15 protein-coding genes and 1 pseudogene are annotated in these 20,958 nt (G+C 38.0%); 13 read left to right on the plus strand and 3 right to left on the minus strand.

Going from position 1 to position 20,958, the window contains the following annotated elements; genetic code table 11:
• Nucleotides 1-23 precede the first annotated feature (23 nt).
• From DWA31_RS12350 to DWA31_RS12370, 5 genes are all read left to right on the plus strand, one after another.
• Complete coding sequence (locus tag DWA31_RS12350; protein ID WP_114326885.1) at nt 24-1,466, plus strand: aldehyde dehydrogenase family protein; 1,443 nt, start codon at nt 24-26, stop codon at nt 1,464-1,466.
• Nucleotides 1,467-1,480: 14 nt separating this feature from the next.
• On the plus strand, nt 1,481-2,479 hold the full coding sequence (locus DWA31_RS12355; RefSeq protein WP_114326886.1) for a dipeptidase: 999 nt from the start codon (nt 1,481-1,483) through the stop codon (nt 2,477-2,479).
• A gap of 79 nt (nt 2,480-2,558) precedes the next feature.
• Nucleotides 2,559-4,118: a BCCT family transporter gene (locus tag DWA31_RS12360; RefSeq protein ID WP_114326887.1), complete on the plus strand. Its 1,560-nt coding sequence runs from the start codon at nt 2,559-2,561 to the stop codon at nt 4,116-4,118.
• A gap of 154 nt (nt 4,119-4,272) precedes the next feature.
• On the plus strand, nt 4,273-4,650 hold the full coding sequence (locus DWA31_RS12365) for a RidA family protein (protein WP_114326888.1): 378 nt from the start codon (nt 4,273-4,275) through the stop codon (nt 4,648-4,650).
• Between the two features lie 111 nt (nt 4,651-4,761).
• Nucleotides 4,762-6,015 (plus strand): MFS transporter, encoded by a 1,254-nt coding sequence (locus DWA31_RS12370; RefSeq protein WP_114326889.1) that lies wholly within the window; start codon nt 4,762-4,764, stop codon nt 6,013-6,015.
• A 95-nt stretch (nt 6,016-6,110) separates the two neighbouring features.
• Here the strand turns inward: DWA31_RS12370 and DWA31_RS12375 are convergent, their stop codons facing one another.
• Nucleotides 6,111-6,821, minus strand: a complete 711-nt coding sequence (locus DWA31_RS12375) for a sulfite exporter TauE/SafE family protein (protein ID WP_245942610.1) — start codon at nt 6,819-6,821, stop codon at nt 6,111-6,113.
• A 511-nt stretch (nt 6,822-7,332) separates the two neighbouring features.
• On the opposite strand from DWA31_RS12375, the gene DWA31_RS12380 reads away from it, so the two are divergent.
• From DWA31_RS12380 to DWA31_RS17870, 5 genes and pseudogenes are all read left to right on the plus strand, one after another.
• Complete coding sequence (locus DWA31_RS12380) at nt 7,333-8,400, plus strand: porin (RefSeq protein WP_114326891.1); 1,068 nt, start codon at nt 7,333-7,335, stop codon at nt 8,398-8,400.
• Nucleotides 8,401-9,558: 1,158 nt separating this feature from the next.
• Nucleotides 9,559-10,062, plus strand: a complete 504-nt coding sequence (locus tag DWA31_RS12385; RefSeq protein ID WP_114326892.1) for an outer membrane beta-barrel protein — start codon at nt 9,559-9,561, stop codon at nt 10,060-10,062.
• Nucleotides 10,063-10,182: 120 nt separating this feature from the next.
• Nucleotides 10,183-10,539, plus strand: coding sequence for a hypothetical protein (locus tag DWA31_RS12390; protein WP_114326893.1), 357 nt, complete (start codon nt 10,183-10,185; stop codon nt 10,537-10,539).
• 116 nt (nt 10,540-10,655) lie between these two features.
• Entirely contained in the window at nt 10,656-11,159 is a 504-nt protein-coding gene (locus tag DWA31_RS12395) for a GNAT family N-acetyltransferase (protein WP_114326894.1), read from the plus strand.
• Nucleotides 11,160-11,388: 229 nt separating this feature from the next.
• Nucleotides 11,389-12,919: pseudogene (locus DWA31_RS17870) on the plus strand (transposase).
• Between the two features lie 489 nt (nt 12,920-13,408).
• Here DWA31_RS17870 and msrA read toward each other — a convergent pair.
• Nucleotides 13,409-13,963, minus strand: a complete 555-nt coding sequence (gene msrA / locus DWA31_RS12415; RefSeq protein WP_114326910.1) for a peptide-methionine (S)-S-oxide reductase MsrA — start codon at nt 13,961-13,963, stop codon at nt 13,409-13,411.
• 115 nt (nt 13,964-14,078) lie between these two features.
• Between msrA and DWA31_RS12420 the strand changes: the two genes are divergently transcribed.
• From DWA31_RS12420 to DWA31_RS12430, 3 genes are all read left to right on the plus strand, one after another.
• Nucleotides 14,079-15,302, plus strand: a complete 1,224-nt coding sequence (locus DWA31_RS12420; RefSeq protein ID WP_210725594.1) for a sensor histidine kinase — start codon at nt 14,079-14,081, stop codon at nt 15,300-15,302.
• 4 nt (nt 15,303-15,306) lie between these two features.
• A complete protein-coding gene (locus tag DWA31_RS12425; protein ID WP_114326898.1) occupies nt 15,307-15,846 on the plus strand; it encodes a response regulator transcription factor in 540 nt (179 codons plus the stop codon).
• A 326-nt stretch (nt 15,847-16,172) separates the two neighbouring features.
• Nucleotides 16,173-19,391 carry an EAL domain-containing protein gene (locus tag DWA31_RS12430; RefSeq protein ID WP_114326899.1) on the plus strand — a complete coding sequence of 1,073 codons (3,219 nt, stop codon included), beginning with the start codon at nt 16,173-16,175 and terminating at the stop codon, nt 19,389-19,391.
• Between the two features lie 131 nt (nt 19,392-19,522).
• On the opposite strand, the gene DWA31_RS12435 is transcribed toward DWA31_RS12430, so the two are convergent.
• Complete coding sequence (locus DWA31_RS12435; RefSeq protein WP_114326900.1) at nt 19,523-20,689, minus strand: DUF3083 family protein; 1,167 nt, start codon at nt 20,687-20,689, stop codon at nt 19,523-19,525.
• Between the last annotated feature and the right edge of the window lie 269 nt (nt 20,690-20,958).

A 20,958-nucleotide genomic window follows, 5' to 3' on the forward strand; every position in this document is an offset into this window, starting at 1 on the left:
TCAATTATTTTATGGAGGTATTTATGTCTGAATCAATTTTTTGTAATTATATTAATGGCGCATGGGTAGAAGGGTCTACTTCACTAGTAAACATCAGCCCAGCTGACACGAGTGATGTTATTGGTCACTATGCACAAGCTAACCAAGAGCAAACTGAAGCGGCGCTTGATGCTGCGATTAAAGGTCAACTTGTATGGCAAGAAAGTGGCTTAGAACAACGCTATTCAGTTTTAATGGCTATTGGTGATGAACTTATTGCCCGTAAAGATGAATTAGGTAAGTTATTAGCGCGAGAAGAAGGTAAAACATTACCTGAAGGTGCTGGCGAAATTTATCGCTCTGGTCAATTCTTCCATTATTATGCCGCTGAAGTTTTACGTCAAATGGGTGAAACAGCAGATTCTGTTCGTCCAGGTATTGAAATAGAAACCCGCAGAGAACCCGTTGGTGTTGTTGGTATTATCACTCCTTGGAATTTCCCTACTGCTACCGCTGCTTGGAAAATTGCACCAGCATTAGCTTTTGGTAACGCTGTTGTTTTAAAACCTGCAAACCAAGTACCAGCAAGTGCTTGGGCATTAACTGAAATTATTTCACGTCAAGGCTTACCAGCAGGTACGTTTAACCTAGTAATGGGGCCGGGCGCAGAAGTAGGTGATTTGTTAATTAACTCTACAAAAATTAACGCACTAACCTTTACTGGTTCTTTAGAAACAGGTCGTAAAGTTGCTATCGCAACCGCAGCAAACTTAGTGAAATGTCAATTAGAAATGGGCAGTAAAAATGCGCTAATCGTACTTGATGATGCCGATTTAGAAAATGCTGTTGAATGTGCTGTTGGCGGCGCTTTCTTTGGTACAGGCCAAAAATGTACCGCTTCATCACGTTTAATTGTTACTGAAGGTATTCATGATCGTTTTGTTGACGCAGTTGTTGCAAGAATGAAACAACTGGTTGTAGGTCACCCACTACGTGAAGGTGTTCATATTGGTGCGGTTGCCGATGCTCGTCAAATGAAACAAAACCTTAACTACCTTGAAATTGCCAAAAAAGAAGGTGGCAAGTTAGTCAGTGGCGGTGATGTTATCACTGAAGAAACCGAAGGTTACTACCTAACACCAGCATTATTTACTGAAACTACTAACTCAATGACGATTAACCGTGATGAAGCTTTTGCGCCTATCGCCTGTGTAATTAAAGTGAAAGATTATGACGAAGCCTTAGCCACACTTAACGACACTAATTATGGTTTGGTTGGCGGTATTTGTACGCAATCGCTTAAATCGGCAACGCACTTCAAACGCAATGCCCAAACAGGTTGTGCGATGGTGAATTTGCCAACAGCAGGCACTGATTATCACGTACCTTTTGGTGGCCGTAAAGATTCTAGTTTTGGCTCTCGTGAGATGGGTAGCTACGCAAAAGAATTTTACACTATCGTAAAAACCACTTATATCCGTTCATAAATCGAGTAGTCATTATGCATAACGATCTTATTGTCATTGACGGCCTGCAGTACTCAAATTGGAACCGGGCTATTTTTCAGCAGCTTAAAGAAGGTGGCGTAACCATGGTGCATGTCACCGTTGTTTACCACGAACAAATTAGAGAAACACTATTGCGAATAGGTGAATGGAATCGCCAGTTTGAGATCCATCATGATTTAATCATGCCGGTGAAAAACACAGCGGATATTCGTCTTGCCAAACAATTAGGTAAGGTCGGCATCATGTTTGGCGCGCAGAACTGCTCGCCCATTGAAGATGATATCGGCATGGTTGAGATCATGCGTGAACTCAACTTGATGATTATGCAGCTGACTTATAACAATCAAAGCTTATTGGCTTGTGGTTGTTATGAAGCAGAAGACAGTGGCGTTACTCGCTTTGGTAAACAAGTAATCAAGGAAATGAACCGTGTTGGTATGGTGGTTGATATGAGCCACAGTGCAGAGCGCAGTACGTTGGAGGCGATAGAAATCTCTGAGCGTCCTATTGTGATCTCACATGCCAACCCGAACAGTTTCCATCAAGCCAAGCGCAATAAGTCAGACACAGTGCTAAAAGCATTGGGAGAATCAGGTGGGTTATTAGGTTTTAGCCTTTACCCGTTTCATCTTAAAAATGGCCCTGATTGTAGCTTGGATGATTTTTGCGACATGGTGGCAAATACTGCTGATTTAATGGGTATTGATCATATTGGTATTGGTACCGATTTGTGTCAAGAACAACCTTTATCGGTACTTGAATGGATGCGTAATGGACGTTGGTCAAAGGAAATGGATTATGGAGAAGGCTCAAAAGCAAATGCTGATTGGCCTCGTCCGTTATCTTGGTTTCGTGATAGCCGTGATTTTCCAAATATTACAAAAGGTTTACAAAACAGAGGCTTTAGGACGGAAGATATCGCCAAAGTCATGGGCATGAACTGGTTGAACTTACTCGATGAGGGGTTAAAACCACAAGTGTTGGGGAGCTAGTTTGTATTGAGTAAAAACCATTACAAAGATAGTGAAATATAAATTATAACGATAAGAGATCTATCAGGAGACTATAATAATGAATACTTCTAAAGCTATTGTGCAAGAGAGAGAGGTTAGCATGCCGAAAACCAAACTTCTAGAAGGGGTAGACATACCCGTGTTTTTGATCAGTGGTGGCGCGCTTGTGCTATTTTGTATCTTGGCACTGTATGATATCAAAATGGTGTCTAGCTGGGTTAATTCAACCTTTGCTGCATCAACCAAAATGTTTGGCGCTTACTGGCAAGTACTGCTGCTCCTAACTTTTATTATTGGAATTTTTTTGGCGGTAGGGCGCACGGGCTCAGTTGTTTTAGGGGGATTAAAAGTACCTGAAATGTCCACCTTTAAATGGATTTCCATCATAATGTGTACGCTACTTGCGGGTGGCGGTGTCTTTTGGGCTGCAGCAGAGCCAATGGCACATTTTACTTCCCCATCTCCTTACTTTAGTGGAGAAACAGGCACAACAGAAGCTGCTTATAATGCCTTGGCGCAAAGTTTTATGCATTGGGGATTCCTGGCTTGGGCTATTCTGGGGAGTTTGACTGGCATAGTGCTTATGCATCTGCATTATGATAAAGGCTTACCTTTAAAGCCGCGTACTTTGCTTTATCCTGTTTTTGGTGACAAAGTGATGAAAGGTCCGTTTGGTGCGATTGTTGATTCTTGTTGTGTTATCGCTGTTGTGGCGGGTACTGTAGGGCCCATTGGTTTCCTTGGTTTACAGGTAAGCTTTGGTTTAGAAAAACTGTTTGGCATTCCTAATACTTATTCGACTCAACTTGCCATATTGTTTGGTCTTATTTGTATTTACACTTTATCTGCCGTGAGTGGTGTTACTAAAGGCATCCAACTTTTGAGTAGTATCAATATTATTTTAGCGATATGTTTAATGGTATTTATTTTACTATTTGGCCCTACTGCTTTTATCTTTGACAGTTATATACACTCCTTTGGTCTTTACATACAGAACTTTATTCCAATGGCGACTTATCGTGCGAATACCGCATGGCTTGATTGGTGGACAGTCTTCTTTTGGGGATGGTTCTTAGGTTATGGTCCGTTAATGGCGATGTTTGTTGCACGTATCTCTCGTGGTCGTACCATTCGTCAGATGATTTTAACTATCTCAGTTGTTGCGCCTATTATTACCTGTTTTTGGTTCACTATTGTAGGTGGCAGCGGTATAGCGTTTGAATTAGCGACGCCAGGTGTTATTTCAGAACCTTTCACTGGTTTTAATTTACCCGCAGCATTACTTGCTATTACAGAGCAGTTGCCATTAGGTTGGATAATATCGTTCTTGTTCTTGATACTAACAACTATCTTTGTTGCGACAACAGGTGATTCAATGACCTACTCAATATCTATGGTGATGACAGGTACTGATTCTCCACAGAGTTCATTACGTGTGTTCTGGGGTATTATCATGGGGGTTATGGCAGCTTTACTTATCTCTATTGGCTCAGGCGGCATATCAGCGCTGCAATCCTTTATTGTGGTAACGGCAGTACCTGTGTCCTTAGTTTTGTTACCGTCCTTATGGAATGCACCGCAAATTGCTCGCAAGATGGCTGATGAGCAAGGGCTATAAATCAAACTAATTAATCATGGTAGGTACCTTAATTTAAGGGGGCTTATCATGATGGTTAATTTCTCATTGTGATGACAAACGCACCTGACATTCAAAAGCTATTTTTTGTTAAAGCGTTGTGTCATCGATTAAATTAAATTACAGAGTAAAATTCATGAAAACACCAGTGAAAACAGAACTATTTGCTTCTAAAGCACCGTTAGAATGGGCAATTATTGCTAATAACACGTTATCAACAGCGCAGATCCCAATTAATGCAGAAGGGCAGGTTGTTGAAGGTGGCATTGAAGCGCAAGCACGCCAAACAATGGAAAACTTCAAGCATACTATTGAAGCGGCTAAACTGACTATGGATGATGTGACTCAAGTACTTATCTATGTAACCGCTCGCGATCAGTTGCCAGCGTTTAATAAAGTTTATGCTGAGTATTTTCAGGCTCCTTACCCTAACCGAGCGGCAATGATTGTTGCAGGTTTGGCACGTGAAGAAATGCTTTGTGAAGTTGTTGCGTATGCGGCTGTACCACAATAGGTATTTTGATCAAATAACGATTAAAACTTTTATCGAATATAAAGCCGGTTTTTTACCGGTTTTTTTCGTTACTAATCATTAATAATAATAGCCAAGAAAGAGAACTTTTTTATGCGACAAACCTTTATTTCATCGTTTTCTTTGTTTCTCAGTTGTTTTTTCTTATTACTTGGAACGGGTCTAATTAATGTGTTACTGCCAGTTAGAATGGGTCTTGATGGTATTAGTACGGACACTATCGGTTTTGTTTTATCGCTTTACTTTGTCGGTTTATTATTTGGTTCGCTATATTGCACTAGCTTGATCAAACGCGCGGGACACATCCGTATGTTTGCGGGGTGTGTTTCTTTGGGCGCTGTGAGTATATTGATTTGTAGCCTTTATGCTGATCCCATACTTTGGGGCGCAATGCGTATTGTGATGGGGTTTTGCATTGCGTGTGCCTTCACAGCAATGGAAAGCTGGCTCAGTGATAGTGCTAGTAAAGAAACGCGTGGTCAAGTACTGGCAATTCATAATGCGGTTATGTTAGCAGGGTTATTTGGAGGACAATTTTTTATGAATGTCACTAGTCCCCAAGATAATGCACTGTTCGTTATTGCTGGTATATTGTTATGCACAGCAGTGATTCCTATGGTATTGAGCCGTCACACAGGACCGGTGATTGAAGAAGTAACCTCGATGTCTTTACTATTACTTTATAGACGATCACCGTTGGGGGTTGTTAGCTGTTTGGTTTCTGGCATGATCTATTCTGCAATTTTTAGCTTATTGCCTATTTTTGCTAAAGAATACGATATTATAGGTTTTCAACTGTCCCTGTATATGGGCGCTGCCATCTTGGGGGCCTTTATTCTACAATTTCCTGTTGGCTACTTATCTGATCGTTTTGATCGACGTACGGTTTTGCTAGTTCTGTTGATAATATCAGCAGTAGCTGATATAGCAGTGACAGTATTGGCATCATTAAAAATTGAATGGGCTATGTTCATAGTAACAGCAGTAACGAGTGGAATTATTGCCTGTACTTATCCAATGAGTATAACTGAGGCCTTTGATAAATTACGCCAAAGTGAGATGGTTTCAGCCATGGGGTCAATGATTTTAGCATTTGCCATTGGCGGTATTATTGGACCGTATTCAGCTTCCATCGTGATGGATAGTTTTGGTGGCGTTGCTTTGTTCTATTTTCTTGCGGTGATCCAGGTGTTATTGGCATGTTTTGTGATCTTTCGAATGGTCGCTCGTCAAGCATTACCTGTAGATAAACAAGAACACTTTGTTATGCAAGGAACAGCAGCTTCTTCAGCTGTTGTGCTTGATCCACGAACTGCATATAAGACTGGTGATACTGAGCAAAAGTAAAAGGACAAGGTAAAAATAACTAAGCTATAGCAGAAATTCTGCTATAGCTGTTAAGAATAGAACCACTTATAGCCTAATTTCACACAAGTCTTTTTTTAAAAATCTAAGAAAGCCTTGAGTAAAATAAGGCAACAAGAGGCAAGAGATACAGTGGCAATTAATGGTTTTAAAAAAGCTTGTTTAAAATATTTTTCTAACAACAGCGATAAACCAAAGCCGACAAATACCGCAGGTATAAGGGGCAAGGTTAGTTGTAACTGCTGAGTGTTAACATTACCTGATACTAACAACAAAATGAGAGACATTAGCGTTCCAACCAGAAAAAACAACCCTAATTCTGCTCTAGCGGTACTAAGTTTACTATTTTGATAAACCAACGCAATAGGTGGCCCTCCTACTGAAGTTGTTGTACCCATCAGCCCCGAAAAAAAACCAGCAAAAAGAAAATTTCGTGAACAATGACGAATACTCATACCCCTATAACTTAACAGTACTGATAGCATAATAAACAGTGAGAAACAGATAGAAAATAATAATTGTGGTAATGCTGCTAATAAGGCAATACCTATTATTGAGCCAGGAATACGACCGAGTAATGCTAACTGTATATTGCCAAACTGCAATTGGTGTCGATAGCGAATGCAGCTTAACAGAGACAATATACAGCCTAGTGCTAAGATAGGTGCAGGCAAAAAATTGGGGTTTATTAAGACTAAAATAGGGGAGGCAATTACTGCTAATCCGAAGCCAGATATACTTTGAAGTGCAGAGCCGGCTATGATGACTATTAATGCAATTATGAGCAATGTAGGTTCTATTAACATTGCTGGCTTATGTGCTGTAGAAATGGTCTGTTATGCATTGTAACGTTATTGATTATAGATCATAAAGTGACGCATTATTCTTGATTGGCTATCGTGGATCTAATGAGAATAAATTACCGTTTGATAAGTAACTTTAATTGGTTTTTAAAACAATTAAAGTTGTCGTTTTTTAAGTCAAAAAATCCAAGGCCTTTATTGTACTTTAGTGAAGCTTATTTATGTAATTAACACCTCAGTAACTACAATGAAGATAATGGAGGATTATTATTAAATACAATACATTACGTTAAGTTGTAAGTTTAAAAACATGGTCTGTATAAGATTCACTTATTAAGTGATTAAGTTAATTGACTTCAATGTTTCATCCTATCTCCTTACTATTAATTTGAAACAAAAAATGAATGTATTTTTTAATTGAAGCATTCTCAATTTTGTTAAAAATTATGAATATGTTCACACAATTATAATTAACTTGTTCAATAGGGGAAATAACATGAAATTTAACACTGGTCTTGCGTTAGCAGTAGTAATGATTGCACCAAATATGGCACAAGCAAATAATGAGCTGTTTAACTGGTACGGCAGTATTCGAGTTCAATTAGAAGACACTAAACAAGGTGAAATAGAATACAAAGATAACTATTCTCGCTTAGGTGCTTATGGGTCGGCAGAAATTCTTGAAGGTGTTAAGGCAACATACAATTTTGAATTTAGACTTTTTACTGACGATGGCTCTTTTGCGGGTAACGATCAACGTGCTCGTTTAGCTAATGTTGGTTTAGAGAGTGACTACGGTTCATTATTAATTGGTAAGCAATATTCACCAGCATGGAATTTTACTGATAATGCTATCGATATTTTCTCTGATGTTGACGAATCAGCGGGTTGTACTAATGAATCAGCAGGGGTTATTTGTCATACAAGTCGTTATGGACTTTACGCAATAGACGCAGCGGGTAATGGCCATTACATTGAATACTTACGCCCTGATCGCGCTGTAACTTATACAACGCCAGATATGGCAGGATTTCAAGTTGCATTCATGGCAATACTAAATAATGGCGATGTAAAATCTGATGCAGCAGGAACTGAGAGTGAAAATATTCTTGGTTATAATATCGCAGCTAAATACGTTATTAATGAATTTACTTTCTCGGCTTCACGATACGAGCTAACTGCGTTTGAGAATGACAATGAAGTTGATTCATATCAAGTAGTTTATAACCATGGTGATTTGAGCCTAGCAGCACATTATCAAGACTCTAGTGATTTACGTTATTATGCTGGCTTAAATCCTGGTGGTGAGATAGTTGAAGAAAAGGTTTATGAAGTTTATGCCGGTTATAAAATAGGAAAAATTCAGCTACAGGCAAAATATGCGATTGTTAATATGGACTCGCCAAGTGGTTTAACTGTTGATTCTAATCAGGTGATATTAGACGCTATTTATGAACATAAACTGGGGTCTTTTTACGTAGAATATAGTGCTTGGGGTGATGAAGCGGAAGAAGTTTTTGAAGCGGATGATAAAATATTAGTGGGTTACAAACTAAATTTTTAATTGTAATTAACCCTGAGTAAAGTCGTAAAATATTATATAAACTTTACTCCAAATAAAAGTTACTCTCTAATATTAAATAGTAGGGTCTGTTGATCTTTTGAGATTGTTTTTGCAGCGATTTGTTGGGTATTTATACAAGGTAGAGCCTTTGTCATGTGGTTGTTCTACATAAAAAGGTGATAACGCCGTAAAAATGACCAAAAAATGCTGTCCGAAGGATTAGGCTAAAAGCGTTTTACTCATTGTTGAGTAGTATTTGCTTAGAATGATTAGGCTACATACTACTCGCCGCGATTAAAGCGCTTTACTCTCTTTAAAAAAGGCGAACAAAATTTAACCGCGAAAGATCAACAGACCCTAACACTTCACAGTAATATTTAACGGATAAACTTGACCATGGATGGCTGATTATAAAAAACACTCCTAAACTAGAAAATAATGTTGCAAGCGCAAAGAAATATTACCCTAAGTTTTTTAGCCGAAGCACAAGATGTAGTGGCATGGTAAATTTGGCTACCTAATTAGAGGTGTTTTGGTTGAAATAGGTATAATAAGTAAATCAAGTAAAAACAATTAGTTACATTTTTTGTTTGAGTTGACTTATGTGTCGGGTCTCGTTTGTTCTAAATATCCATATTTATTAAAGAAAAACCCTTACTTTTTATTACTTCGGAGAGTTATTTAAATTTGTCTATCTCTATTGGGGGCGAAATGCCATAGAAAAATACTGCTAATGTCAGCTACCCTTGAAGATAGTAAACATAATATCGGTGATAATTTATATAAGAATTTGGACCGTTTTGTTACCATTGCCGACAGTCAGAATCCAACATGAAAGTTGTAGAAGCCACCACAGGAGTCATTGGTGAGTTCACAATTTTAATTTACATATATCGACCAACAAGGAACTGTAAATTTATACAGGTTGGTGGGGTTTCCCCTATATTCATGTAAATGCGCAATTAGCGCATTATTGTCCATAGATGAATATGACAAAATATTTATAAGTGCTTTAACTAGCAATGTTTTATTCAATTTGTTATTAATAGTTAAAGTATGGAAGTGCGCGACTTATCAGTAGAAAAATGCGCAAGTTGCGCACTATTAAATTGTTAGCTTTAAACTTAAATTTTCATAACTAAGCATAAAGGATATAAAATGTTTAAAAAAACTGCACTGGCTATATTGATAGCTGGAACTTCATTTTCTTCACTTGCAAACTGGGTTGGTGGCGTAAGTTACATCAACTTATCAGATGATGAAGATGGTATAGATATTAGTTTAAGTGGTATTTCTGGATCTCTTGGTTACAAAATTGATTCCAATACTAATTTTAATTTTATTCCAGAGGTGCGTATCGGTACTGGTATCAGTGATGATACTGTATATGGTGTTGATGTAGAAATGGATAGCTTTATTGCTTTATCTGTTCGCGGTCAATATTCACTTGAAAATGGGGTGTATTTATTTGCTGCTCCTTCTTACGCTAACGTAGAATTAACGGCTAGTTATGGTGGTTATTCTGAAACAGATGATTCATGGGAATTTGGTATCGGGGGGGGCGCAGGCTATAAATTTAATGAATCTACCTCTGCTGAATTTATGTATGAGCAATACGATGGTACTGATGTTTTAAGCTTCGGTGTTAAATTCGATTTTTAAAGCTAACAAGTTGCTTAAACGGACGCCAAACAGTCGGCTGGCGTCCGTTCCTCACTATTTTAGCCAACTGTTTTTCGCCGCTTAGCAAGGCGTTATGGTGTCATCAAATAGGAGAGTTCAGTGGATGATTTAAATTCCGCAATGGAAAGCGTAAAAATAGGAGTTTCACTTTTAGGTGAATCAATTGGTTTGATTAAAAAAACTAAAGATTTGTTACCTGAGAGTGCAGAAAAAGACGTTATATCAAAAAGTTTGGTAGAAGCTGATAAAGCAGCTAAATTAGCGGAATCTCAAATTGCGATGGCACTAGGTTACAAACTTTGCAAATGTACTTTTCCTCCTCAAGTCATGCTTTCAAAAGGCTATAAAGAACTAAAGCATCACCATGAAGAAGAGTTTGTTTGTACTAATTGTGGTAAAAGCTCAATTAGCCCTCCAAATAAACCAATAAATTACACTAGTCCTTGGACACCATAACAAGGGTTTTCAAGTCGGACAAATTACAGTTGGCTTTTTGTTCGTTCCTCACTTATTTTAGCCAACAGCAATTTGCCCCTTAAATGGGCGTTAGCCGTATTTCCAAGGTTTAGTGTATGAATCAGAATGTAAATATTCGACCAGAATCGGATGATGATATTAATGCTATTGAAAAAATCACTATCGAAGCATTCAAAAGTCATCCGCACAGCAACCAAACAGAACATGAAATTGTAGCTAAATTACGTAACGATAATGCCCTTTCTGTATCTTTAGTTGCAGAGGTTAATAACGTGGTTGTCGGTCATATAGCTTTTTCTAAAGTTAAAATAAACGATGAATTCATCGAGTGGTATGGTTTAGCCCCAGTTTCTGTGAAACCTGAATATCAAAGCCAAGGAGTAGGTTCACAATTAATACTTTCAGGCTTAAATGCTATCCGCGAGTTAAATGCTAAAGGTTGCGTACTTCTCGGAGAACCTGAGTACTACAAACGTTTCGGTTTTAAAGCACTTAGTGAGTTAGTATTTGAAGGAGTTCCGCCAGAGTATTTTCAATCATTACTTTTAGGTGGTGACATGCCAAACGGAAATATTGAATACCATAAGGCTTTTGCATAACACGGCTAACAAGGCAATTAAACGGAAAATTTACAGTTGGCTGTTTTTCGTGCCTCAAACATTTTAGCCAACAGTAATTTGCCCCTTAACAGGGCGTTGAGGCTGTAGAATTTCACCTAAAGGAACGTTTTCAAGTTCCTTTTTCTTATTTTTAATTGTTTGTTTTTTAACCTTGTACCGTGTTCTTACCTGTGATCTAATAGGTATTATTCCCCGACAGTAAAATGTTATGGCGAACTACAAACCTGATTTATCCTGCCAAAGTAAGTTCATTCCCGTTGATTTTTCACAACAGATAATACCTGGAACATTTGAATATGCGCTTGCGCATATTATCGAGAATCATCTCGATTTATCTGGATTTGATGAGTGGTTTAACAATGACAAAGGCGGCGCAGCCGCCTATTCACCTGCGGTGATGCTTAAAATAATCTTGTTTGCCTACTCACGAGGGTTGATTAACAGTCGTCGTATTGCTAATGCTTGCGAAACCAATATTACCTTCATGAGTTTGTCGGGTGATGTATAAGCGCGTTCCTGACCAGCCATTGCCTCATTTGTTGCTCGGATGAAAACATAGATTGAACCTTTGTTTACTCAAGTGTTAATGATTTGCGATAGAGAAGGCTTGATTGGTCGCAACATGTTTGCCATTGATGGCTGTAAAATAAAGTCTAATGCCAGTAAAGAATGGAGCGGTACTTTTGAAGAACTTCAACGTAAAGAAGTTAAGTTACGTAAAGCTAGCCAACGAATATTAGCCCGACATCAAGCGCAAGATGGTCTGGGTGAAGATGAAATCAATCACGACTTAAAGCAAAAAGAAAAGCTAGATAATAGAGCGGAAAAAATTGGATACTTTCTCGCTACTCACGAAGAAAAAATAGGCAGCAGGTGCAAGCCCGTAAAAGTAATATTACCGACCCATACAGCGCCAAAATGACTACCAGTAAAGGCACTATCCAAGGTTACAACGGTATTGCCATTAATGATGACAAGCATCAAATAATTCTTCAAGCCCAAGCATGGGGTAGTGTTGCCGAACAACAAACCTTAAAACCTTCCGTTGACCAACTGAGAAAACAATTAACCAATTTAGGTACACCAGAGACCTTCATAACAGCCAAGTTTACTGCCGACAGTGGTTTTCATAGTGAGAATAACCTTAAATATATGGCATCAACAGGGTTAGATAGTTACATGGCAGATAATGCGTTTAGAAGCCGAAATCCTTTGTTTAAAGAGAGCGAAACCTATCAAACGGAAAAAGAAAAAAGACGATTGAAACGCAGTAAAGGCAAACCTAAACAATTTAGTCGAGATGATTTTTACTTTGATAAAACCACGAAGACCTGCCGTTGTCCTGCGGGCAAAAGCATGTGGTTACAGAGCAAGCAGATTATAACAGAGGGTAAACATTACACACGGTTATCTGGCTTTTTAAAACACTGTCGAGTTTGCCCTTTGCAACAATAATGCATGCGTAAACCACCCAAAGAAACAGGGCGACAGGTGCAATTTCCAGATGAGTCTACTCTGGTAGTAAGCTACAGCGATAAAATGAAAGTAAAAATAGATAGCCCCGTAGGACGACGACAATACAGTAAACGACTGGGTGCTATCGAGCCTGTTTTGGTAATATTACCGTGAATAAAGGCATGAATAAATTCACCTTACGAGGACAAGAAAAAGTAAATAGCCAATGGCAAATGTATTGCCTAGTACATAATATTGAAAAGTTAAGAAATAGCCTACATTAAGGCTAAAACCCTCATATTTTCCCTCGGAAATAGTTTCAAAATCAGAAAATAAGTACAAAGTCAGCCAATATTCCATGATCAACGATGGCAAAATTAAAATCGCCAAAAACGTAAACGTTTTTGATTGTTAAAAGAAAATAATCCAGTTAGAGTATTTTGATTAAAAAATAATATAAAAAAACGAGTAATTCTACAGGCTCGTTACGACCGCTTTGATGCTCCAAGTCGACATTAGGAACTCAAAAGCTAATGTCGGATTTGGTGGCATAAGTGAATATTGTGTAGAACACCTAAATTTCATTTTCTGTCGCAGATCTCATTATTTACTGCGATCAACAAGTATTCTGTGATTTTATGATGTGTGAAGTTATTGGGATGCTGGCTTTATACCCACAACACTTCAAGATGCTAAATCTTGCGTATTGAAGTATAAGAGGCATGTCAGGGGAATAGCGCTATGTTCAAATCAGTTTACCAATTAACGATAAGTTACTTCAATTTATCAACAAAAGTTTGTCGAAATTTAGCTAGCTTAGGTGAAACAACAGCCTGACAGTATTGATTTTGTGGATTTTTGTTAGCATAACCTTGATGATACTCTTCACCAGAATAAAAAAGTTCGGCAGGACATACTTGTGTGACGATGTTTTGCTCAAATATTTTTGCTGCACTCATTTCTCTAATGGTTTTTTCAGCGGTAGACTGTTGAGATTCATCATGATAAAAAATAGCGGAGCGATATTGACTGCCAATATCGTTACCTTGTCTATTTAGCTGGGTTGGGTTGTGCAAGGTAAAGAATATTTCAATAATTTCTTGGTAAGTAATTTTCTGAGGATCGAAACTTAACTGTACTACTTCTGCATGCCCACTGTTGCCGGTGCAAATATTTTCATAAGTGGGATTTTCACTGTGACCCCCCATATATCCTGAAATAGCTGAATGTATTCCTTTAATTTGGGAGAATGCGCCTTCTATACACCAAAAACAACCGCCTGCTAAAGTGGCATGTTGTAGGTGGCTTTTGTCAGTAATATTTGCCATTTTTATGATTTCTCTCATTACATTCGCTAATATTAACGATAGTATAATATTGCATTTAAACTATATAGACTTATCGAATAAACAATTTATGCCATCATTTTTCAAAATAAAGAATATGCCAACAATCTCTAAAATGAATAATCAAATTCAGCTTCTACTCGTTTTACGTAGTGCTGCTATTGTAATTCAGTTTTTTTTGATTCTTTTCGTTAATTTGGGATTAGAATACGAATTACCTTGGCTGCCCTTATTTAGTGTTATTGTTTTAGAGCTTGGGCTCACTTTTGTCAGTTTTATTTATTATCGTAATAAAGATCAAATAAGCCAGTTGGCTTTATTGATGCAAATTTGTGCTGACATTCTGTTTTTGTCGTTATTACTCTTTTTTAGTGGTGGAGCAACCAATGCCTTTGTGTCGTTGTTACTGCTCCCTATTGCTATTGCAGCGGTTACTTTAACACCAGTTTTGCTAGCACTAGTCGCATTTTTAGCAATACTATCTTATAGCGTTTTACTCTGGTATTTACCGATGAGTGTTATGCACGGTAATATGCAAGGGCACTTTATTGGCATGGGTATTAACTTTTTGTTTTCTGCTTTGGTGGTGGCAATTGTGGTTGGAAAAATGGCCCGTAGTATTAATCAAAGAGAATTAGCCATTGCAGCTTATCGAGAAAATTTATTAAAGCAAGAACAGGTCACTTCTTTGGGTGTTGCGTCTGCACAAATAACCCACCAACTTGCTACGCCTATTGCAACCGTGCAATTGCTTGCTGATGAACTCAGTGAAGATTTTCCAAATAATGAGATTATTAATGACATACAAAGCCAGTTAACTCGTTGCAGTGATAGTCTTGATGCTTTTCGTGCTATGGTATTCGATATTAAAGAGCAAACTATTGCTGCTACAAATATTGGCGATTTACTTAAAAATTTACTAGATAATTTGCGCGTAAATTATCCTGAAATAAATGTTGAATTAGTAGAGCAGCAACCACTAAATACTGAAATAATGGCTGATGCGGCATTACTACCTGCTATTTTGAATTTAATTAATAATGCTGTTCGGGCAACGAAAGCCAACAACAGTAATGAAATCACGTTAATCAGCCAAGTTGGCAGTGGTAACTGGCAATTTATTATTCGAGATTATGGCGTTGGCTTTACCTTGGAGAAGCTTAAAAAGCTAGGTGTAAAGCCGGTCAATAGTGAACAAGGTTTAGGTATGGCTGTATTGTTAAGTCATGCAAGTTTAGAACGGTTAGGCGGAAAGTTAGCCTTAACTAATCATCATCAAGGTGGCGCTTTAGTCACGTTAAGTTTACCGGTAAACAGTTAAAAAGATGAAAAAATTATTGATAGTTGAAGATGATATTATTTTTGCCAATACGTTAAAGCGCCGTTTAACCAAGCATGACTTTGATTGCGTTCATGTTGAAACAAACTCAGAAGCATTGCTAGCTTGCCACCGACACATGCCTGATTATATATTGCTGGATATGAAATTAGCTCAAGAAACAACCTTGAATATCATTACACCTATTCGCCAACTACGTCCAAAAAGTCGTATTGTTCTACTGACGGGTTTTGCGAGTATTGCAACAGCCGTAGATGCTATTAAATTAGGCGCAGATGATTATTTAACTAAGCCGCTTGATACACAAACTTTATTAGCCGCACTTAATGAAAGCAAAGCTTGTGAAATTTCAACAAATACTGAACTTGATGGTGAAACGCTATCAGCAGAGCAAGTACAGTGGCAACATATTCAACAAGTATTGAAAGCCAATGACGGTAATATATCTGCCACTGCTCGACAACTGTCTATGCACAGAAGAACATTACAAAGAAAACTGCAAAAAAGGCCTCAAGGCGCGGCATAAACAGAGCTGTTCAATACTGAAAAATATTGAATGCTTATTTCCTTTGGTCAAAGATAGAGAGCTTTTTTGTCCACAGATTCTCGCAGATTAACGCGGATTAGTGACTTTTAGGATAAGGGCTAGGGATACTTAGGGGGGCTTGGGCAAAGATAGAGAGTTTTTTTGTCCACAGATTCTCGCAGATGAGTGACTTTTAGGGTAAGGGATAGAGATACTTAGTGTTGTGTTAGATGTTTATACCTTAGTCTTAATTAGAGAATACATGTAGTGATCTGACTCACAAAAATGTACTCTAGTTTTATTAATAATAATTATATAGTTAAGAGATGGTTTCTTTAAAGGAAATAAAGACAGCAGATATTCAAGCTGTACCCGCTTTGTCTAAGGATAACAAACAACAACCTGTGTGGTGCTATAACATCGAAACGAGATGTTATGTATGGGGAAATAAGGCCGCTTGGTTACTCTGGGACTGTCAAACACAGGCAGATTTTTGTCAACTTACCCCTCCAACTGAATGGCAACTTATTTCTTTAGAAGATAGACCAGCTTTTGAACTGACTCTTCCAGAACAGAACAACACTCTTTATGAGATTTCTTTTCTTAAGATTGGCCAACATGAGTATCTATTTCAAGCACACCCATCACAAGCGAGGGATAGATCAGGAGAAAAATTTTCAGACGTTGTTAAAATGTCACAAAGAATATCATCACTGTATAACGAAAGTGGTGAATTGATCGAGCGCTCTAATACCGCTAACGAACATTTTTTAAAGTCAGATCAAAAGTTTTTCGACCATTTTTCTTCTCTAAATGAGGCACAAAAAGTATGGGATGAGCTAAGGGTAACCAAAAGCTTCTCAGGGGATATGGAAGTTCATACCCGTAATGGCGATAGGTGGCACCATATTAGTATTGAAAAAATCATTTGGAATGATGGTTCTATCAACTTTCATGTATTCGAATATGATGTTCACAACTACTTAGAAAATGAACAACAGTTACTGACCTCCCTTAAAGAGCATGATGCGGTACTTGATAATGCCAGTATTGGCATTGGCTTTATTCGTGACCGTCGCATATTACGCTGCAATAAATGCTTTGAGGAAATTTTTGATTACTCTCATGAAGAGCTGGTTAATAACAAAAGTTTAATCTTGTATCCAGATAAAGAAACATATAGAAAATTAGGTGTTGAAGCCTATCTGAGACTCAATAAAGGACTACGCTACAGAACTAAAATACAAATGAAGCGCCGTAATGGCGAGCTTTTCTGGGCAAGTTTAACCGGCAAGTTAATTGATCCTGACAACCCAGATGAAGGAACTATTTGGATTGTTGAAGACATACATGAATTTAAGCTGGCGCAAGATGCATTGCATGATATTCTTGCCCAGCAACAACTGATCCTAGACCATGCCATGGTTGGGATTGTGTTTTTAAAAGACCGTAAAGTGACTCAGTGCAACAAGCGGTTTGAAGAAATGTTCGGCTACACTTTTGGTGAATTAGAAGGTGGTTCTTCTCGCCTGTGGTACTTATCAGACGAAGATTGGAACAATGCCGGCGAACTTTGTTACGAGCCATTACAAACCGGGCGAACATTTTCTGCTCAAATGTTATTAGGCAAAAAAGATGGCACGCCCGTTTGGTGCGAAGTTCAAAGCAGAGCCATTGATTCCTCCGATTTAAGTAAGGGGACGATATGGATTAGCAAAGATATTAATGAAGAAATACTCGCTCAAGAGGCCTTAAACAAGCTACTTGATGAGCAACGCGTCATTCTAGATCATGCAATGGTTGGAATTATATGCATGATTGATAATAAACTGACACGCTGCAACCGCCGTTTTGAAGAAATTTTCGACTATCAATGTGGTGAAGTTGAGGGTGCTTCTTCACGACTATGGTACATGAATGATGTTGACTGGAAATTAGCTGGAGAACGCTGTTACGGCCCAATAAATAAAGGCGAAAGCTATTCAGAAGAGATGTTACTGCGCTGTAAAGACGGAAGCCAAATCTGGTGTGATGTACGCGGAAGTGCCTGCGACCCAAATGATATTGAAAAAGGTATTATCTGGATTTTCATGGATATTACCGAACGAAAAAAAATCGAACTATCACGTAAACAAGTTTATCAAGAACTCGAGTTACACGTCAAACAACGTACTCATGAGCTTAATAGCACCATTGAGCTATTACACGACGAAGTTGCAGAACGTAAACTTGCTGAAGAAAAAGTTAAACACCTTGCACTATACGATCCACTTACAGGCCTACCTAATCGCAATCTACTTGAATGCAGGTTGAACGAAGCATTACTTCATGCAAATCGAAGCCAAGAACAAGTGGTATTACTATTTATCGACTTGGACCGTTTTAAAAACATCAATGATTCATTAGGCCACCAGCAGGGAGACGCTCTGCTTAAAGAGGTCGCCAAACGTTTAACAGAAACCGTTCGTGAAACCGATACCGTTGCCCGTTTTGGAGGGGATGAGTTTATTATTGTGTTAACTCACATTACCAGTGATGTTGACACTGAAATTATTGTTAACAAACTACAAGCCGCCTTCGAAGGAGTCATCAGTATTGGGACAAAGGAAGTATATATGACACTGAGCACGGGTATTAGTGTGTATCCACAAGATGGTAAAGACTTCACCAGCCTAATGAAAAATGCTGATGCAGCCATGTACCATAGTAAGTCTCATGGGCGAAATTGTTATCAGTTCTTTAATCGCGGCATCGATCAACATATCAATCAACGTATTGAACTTGAAAGTGAACTTTATCAAGCTATTGGGCGCAACCAACTACAGGTTTATTACCAGCCAAAAGTTTGCATTAACAAAAATGAGATACGCGGCGTTGAGGCACTATTGCGCTGGATCCATCCTGAAAAAGGCTTTATCTCCCCAGCCGAATTTATTCCTGTTGCCGAAGAAACCGGCTATATAAACACACTTGGTCACTGGGTGCTACAACAGGCCGTGGCCCAAGCAGAACAATGGCGCCAAGAGGGAATAAAAAACTTAGTGGTTTCAGTCAACCTATCCGCGATGCAACTCAGTCAGTCGGATATTGTTGCACAAATTGAGCAGGTTATAGAAGAGGTCGGACTGCCTCCTGAATTATTAGAATTGGAGTTAACAGAAAGCGCGATGATGAACAACGTTGAAAGAACTATTGATACGTTGAATCAAATTCATGCATTAGGGGTGCAATTAAGCATTGATGATTTTGGAACCGGTTATTCCAGCTTAAGTTACCTTAAACGTTTTCCGCTTGACACATTGAAGATCGATCGTTCTTTTGTAAGAGACATTACCACCGACCCAGATGATGCAATCATTTGTAAAACCATTGTTGCTATGGCAAACAGCCTTAACCTAAAAGTAATTGCCGAGGGTGTAGAAACTGAACAGCAATTAGCCGAGTTAAAATCCTATGGCTGCGGTCAATATCAGGGTTTTTTGTTTGCTAAAGCATTACCAGTAAAAGAAATTTTACCGGTGTTATTATCAACAATAAAAAATTAATTAACTCAGAGCTCCTTCGGTTAAAGATAGTGAGCTTTTTTTGTCCATAGATTTTTGCAGATTAGCGCGGATGAAATTGTCAGACGCTGTCCCATTTGAGCTTTTTATGAAATCACGCTAAGTAAGAGTATTTAAAAATTATAAGCAACATGTTGATGAAACCTAACAATAACTTCTTCTTTGTGAGGTTCCATTTCTAGTTCAGTAGCCATTAATTTTATTGCCTGCTCTATTTGATTAAGAAAACGGCCAAAGCCGTGCTCGGTTTGATTTTTATCGGTAGCAACAAAAACCAATTGCACATTATCAACTAATTCACTTGCATCCCACTTACTGACAATACCACAAGGGTTTTGTGCTGGGTTATAGCCAAGCATTTGTAATTCGCCCATCCGAGAGGTAATTTCATGGATACTATAACGAACAATAGGCACTAAACCATTGGCGATCAAAGCACCGTTATTTAAATTATAGCGTTTTGCTGATTGGGTAAAGGTATCTGTTAAATAGGTATAAAGTGGGTTGTATGGATCCGTTGAATTTGGATCAACATCAACCATATTGAGTAGCCTATTTGATATAGGTAAATTAATTATCGCGTAGGTCATCGAACTATGAAACTCAGGTAGTGTTACTTGTTGGCTAGCATAGCGATTAATGAGAGAGCGTAACTTATGCTCTTGTGTTCTTGAGTGTTTATTATTAGTCGGTTTATTTTTGTTAAGCTTGTTTTCATTAAATAAGTCGTAAGTAATATGTTGGTGATCGCGTAGACGAATATCACTTAGTTCAATTGCTGTTTTATTCGAAAAGGCTGTTACCAATTGTGATATTTTTGCATGAAATCCAGCAGCATTCTCTCTAATGTTTGTGCCCGTAGTCAGAAATAATAACGATATTTTTTTTGCACGTTTATTGGCATCATAAAACGACTTTTTTAATTGATGACTTTCAGGATTATAATAAAACAAAATCTGTTGATTGGTTTGCCATTGGTGCATTTCTTGATTAAAGCGCACCCGAGTCAGTTTATCATTGGCAATAAAAAGGCAATTTTCCACTTCAAAAAGCTCCGATAGATCAAATAACACCTTGGCTAAATTTTGATAAAACTCACAATAGTTCTCTGATGAATTATTTGTGGTAGATGGTGTTATTTTTTTTGTGCTAGCTTTTACTGAGAACCGTTTAATTAGCTCATCGCTAATGGTAAATTCGGCTAAAATATATTGATTATCGCGAGCGCTGTTAGGGAGATAACTTTTATGAGCCGCACTACGCTTTCTAATAATTGACATGGTATATCCTTGCTATTGATAATGATAAGTATCTTAAATTGATCTTATAGTAAGCTGAATATATGATATTTTTATGTCAGATTTATGGTAAATTAATGACAAGAGATTTTTGTATAAACAAGAAAATAAAGAGAGTATATTTGTGTTAGAAAATCAGCAAGCGTTAATTGAAGCTGTTTAGTTTTACCCCATTTCCGTGGACACACTATAATTGTTGTAGAGATATAACAGGAGGTGTTTCATGACAAAAGCCAAAAGTTATCAACGAT

Origin of the sequence: Candidatus Colwellia aromaticivorans (genome assembly GCF_003333305.1) — a bacterium.
Taxonomy (GTDB): domain Bacteria; phylum Pseudomonadota; class Gammaproteobacteria; order Enterobacterales; family Alteromonadaceae; genus Colwellia; species Colwellia aromaticivorans.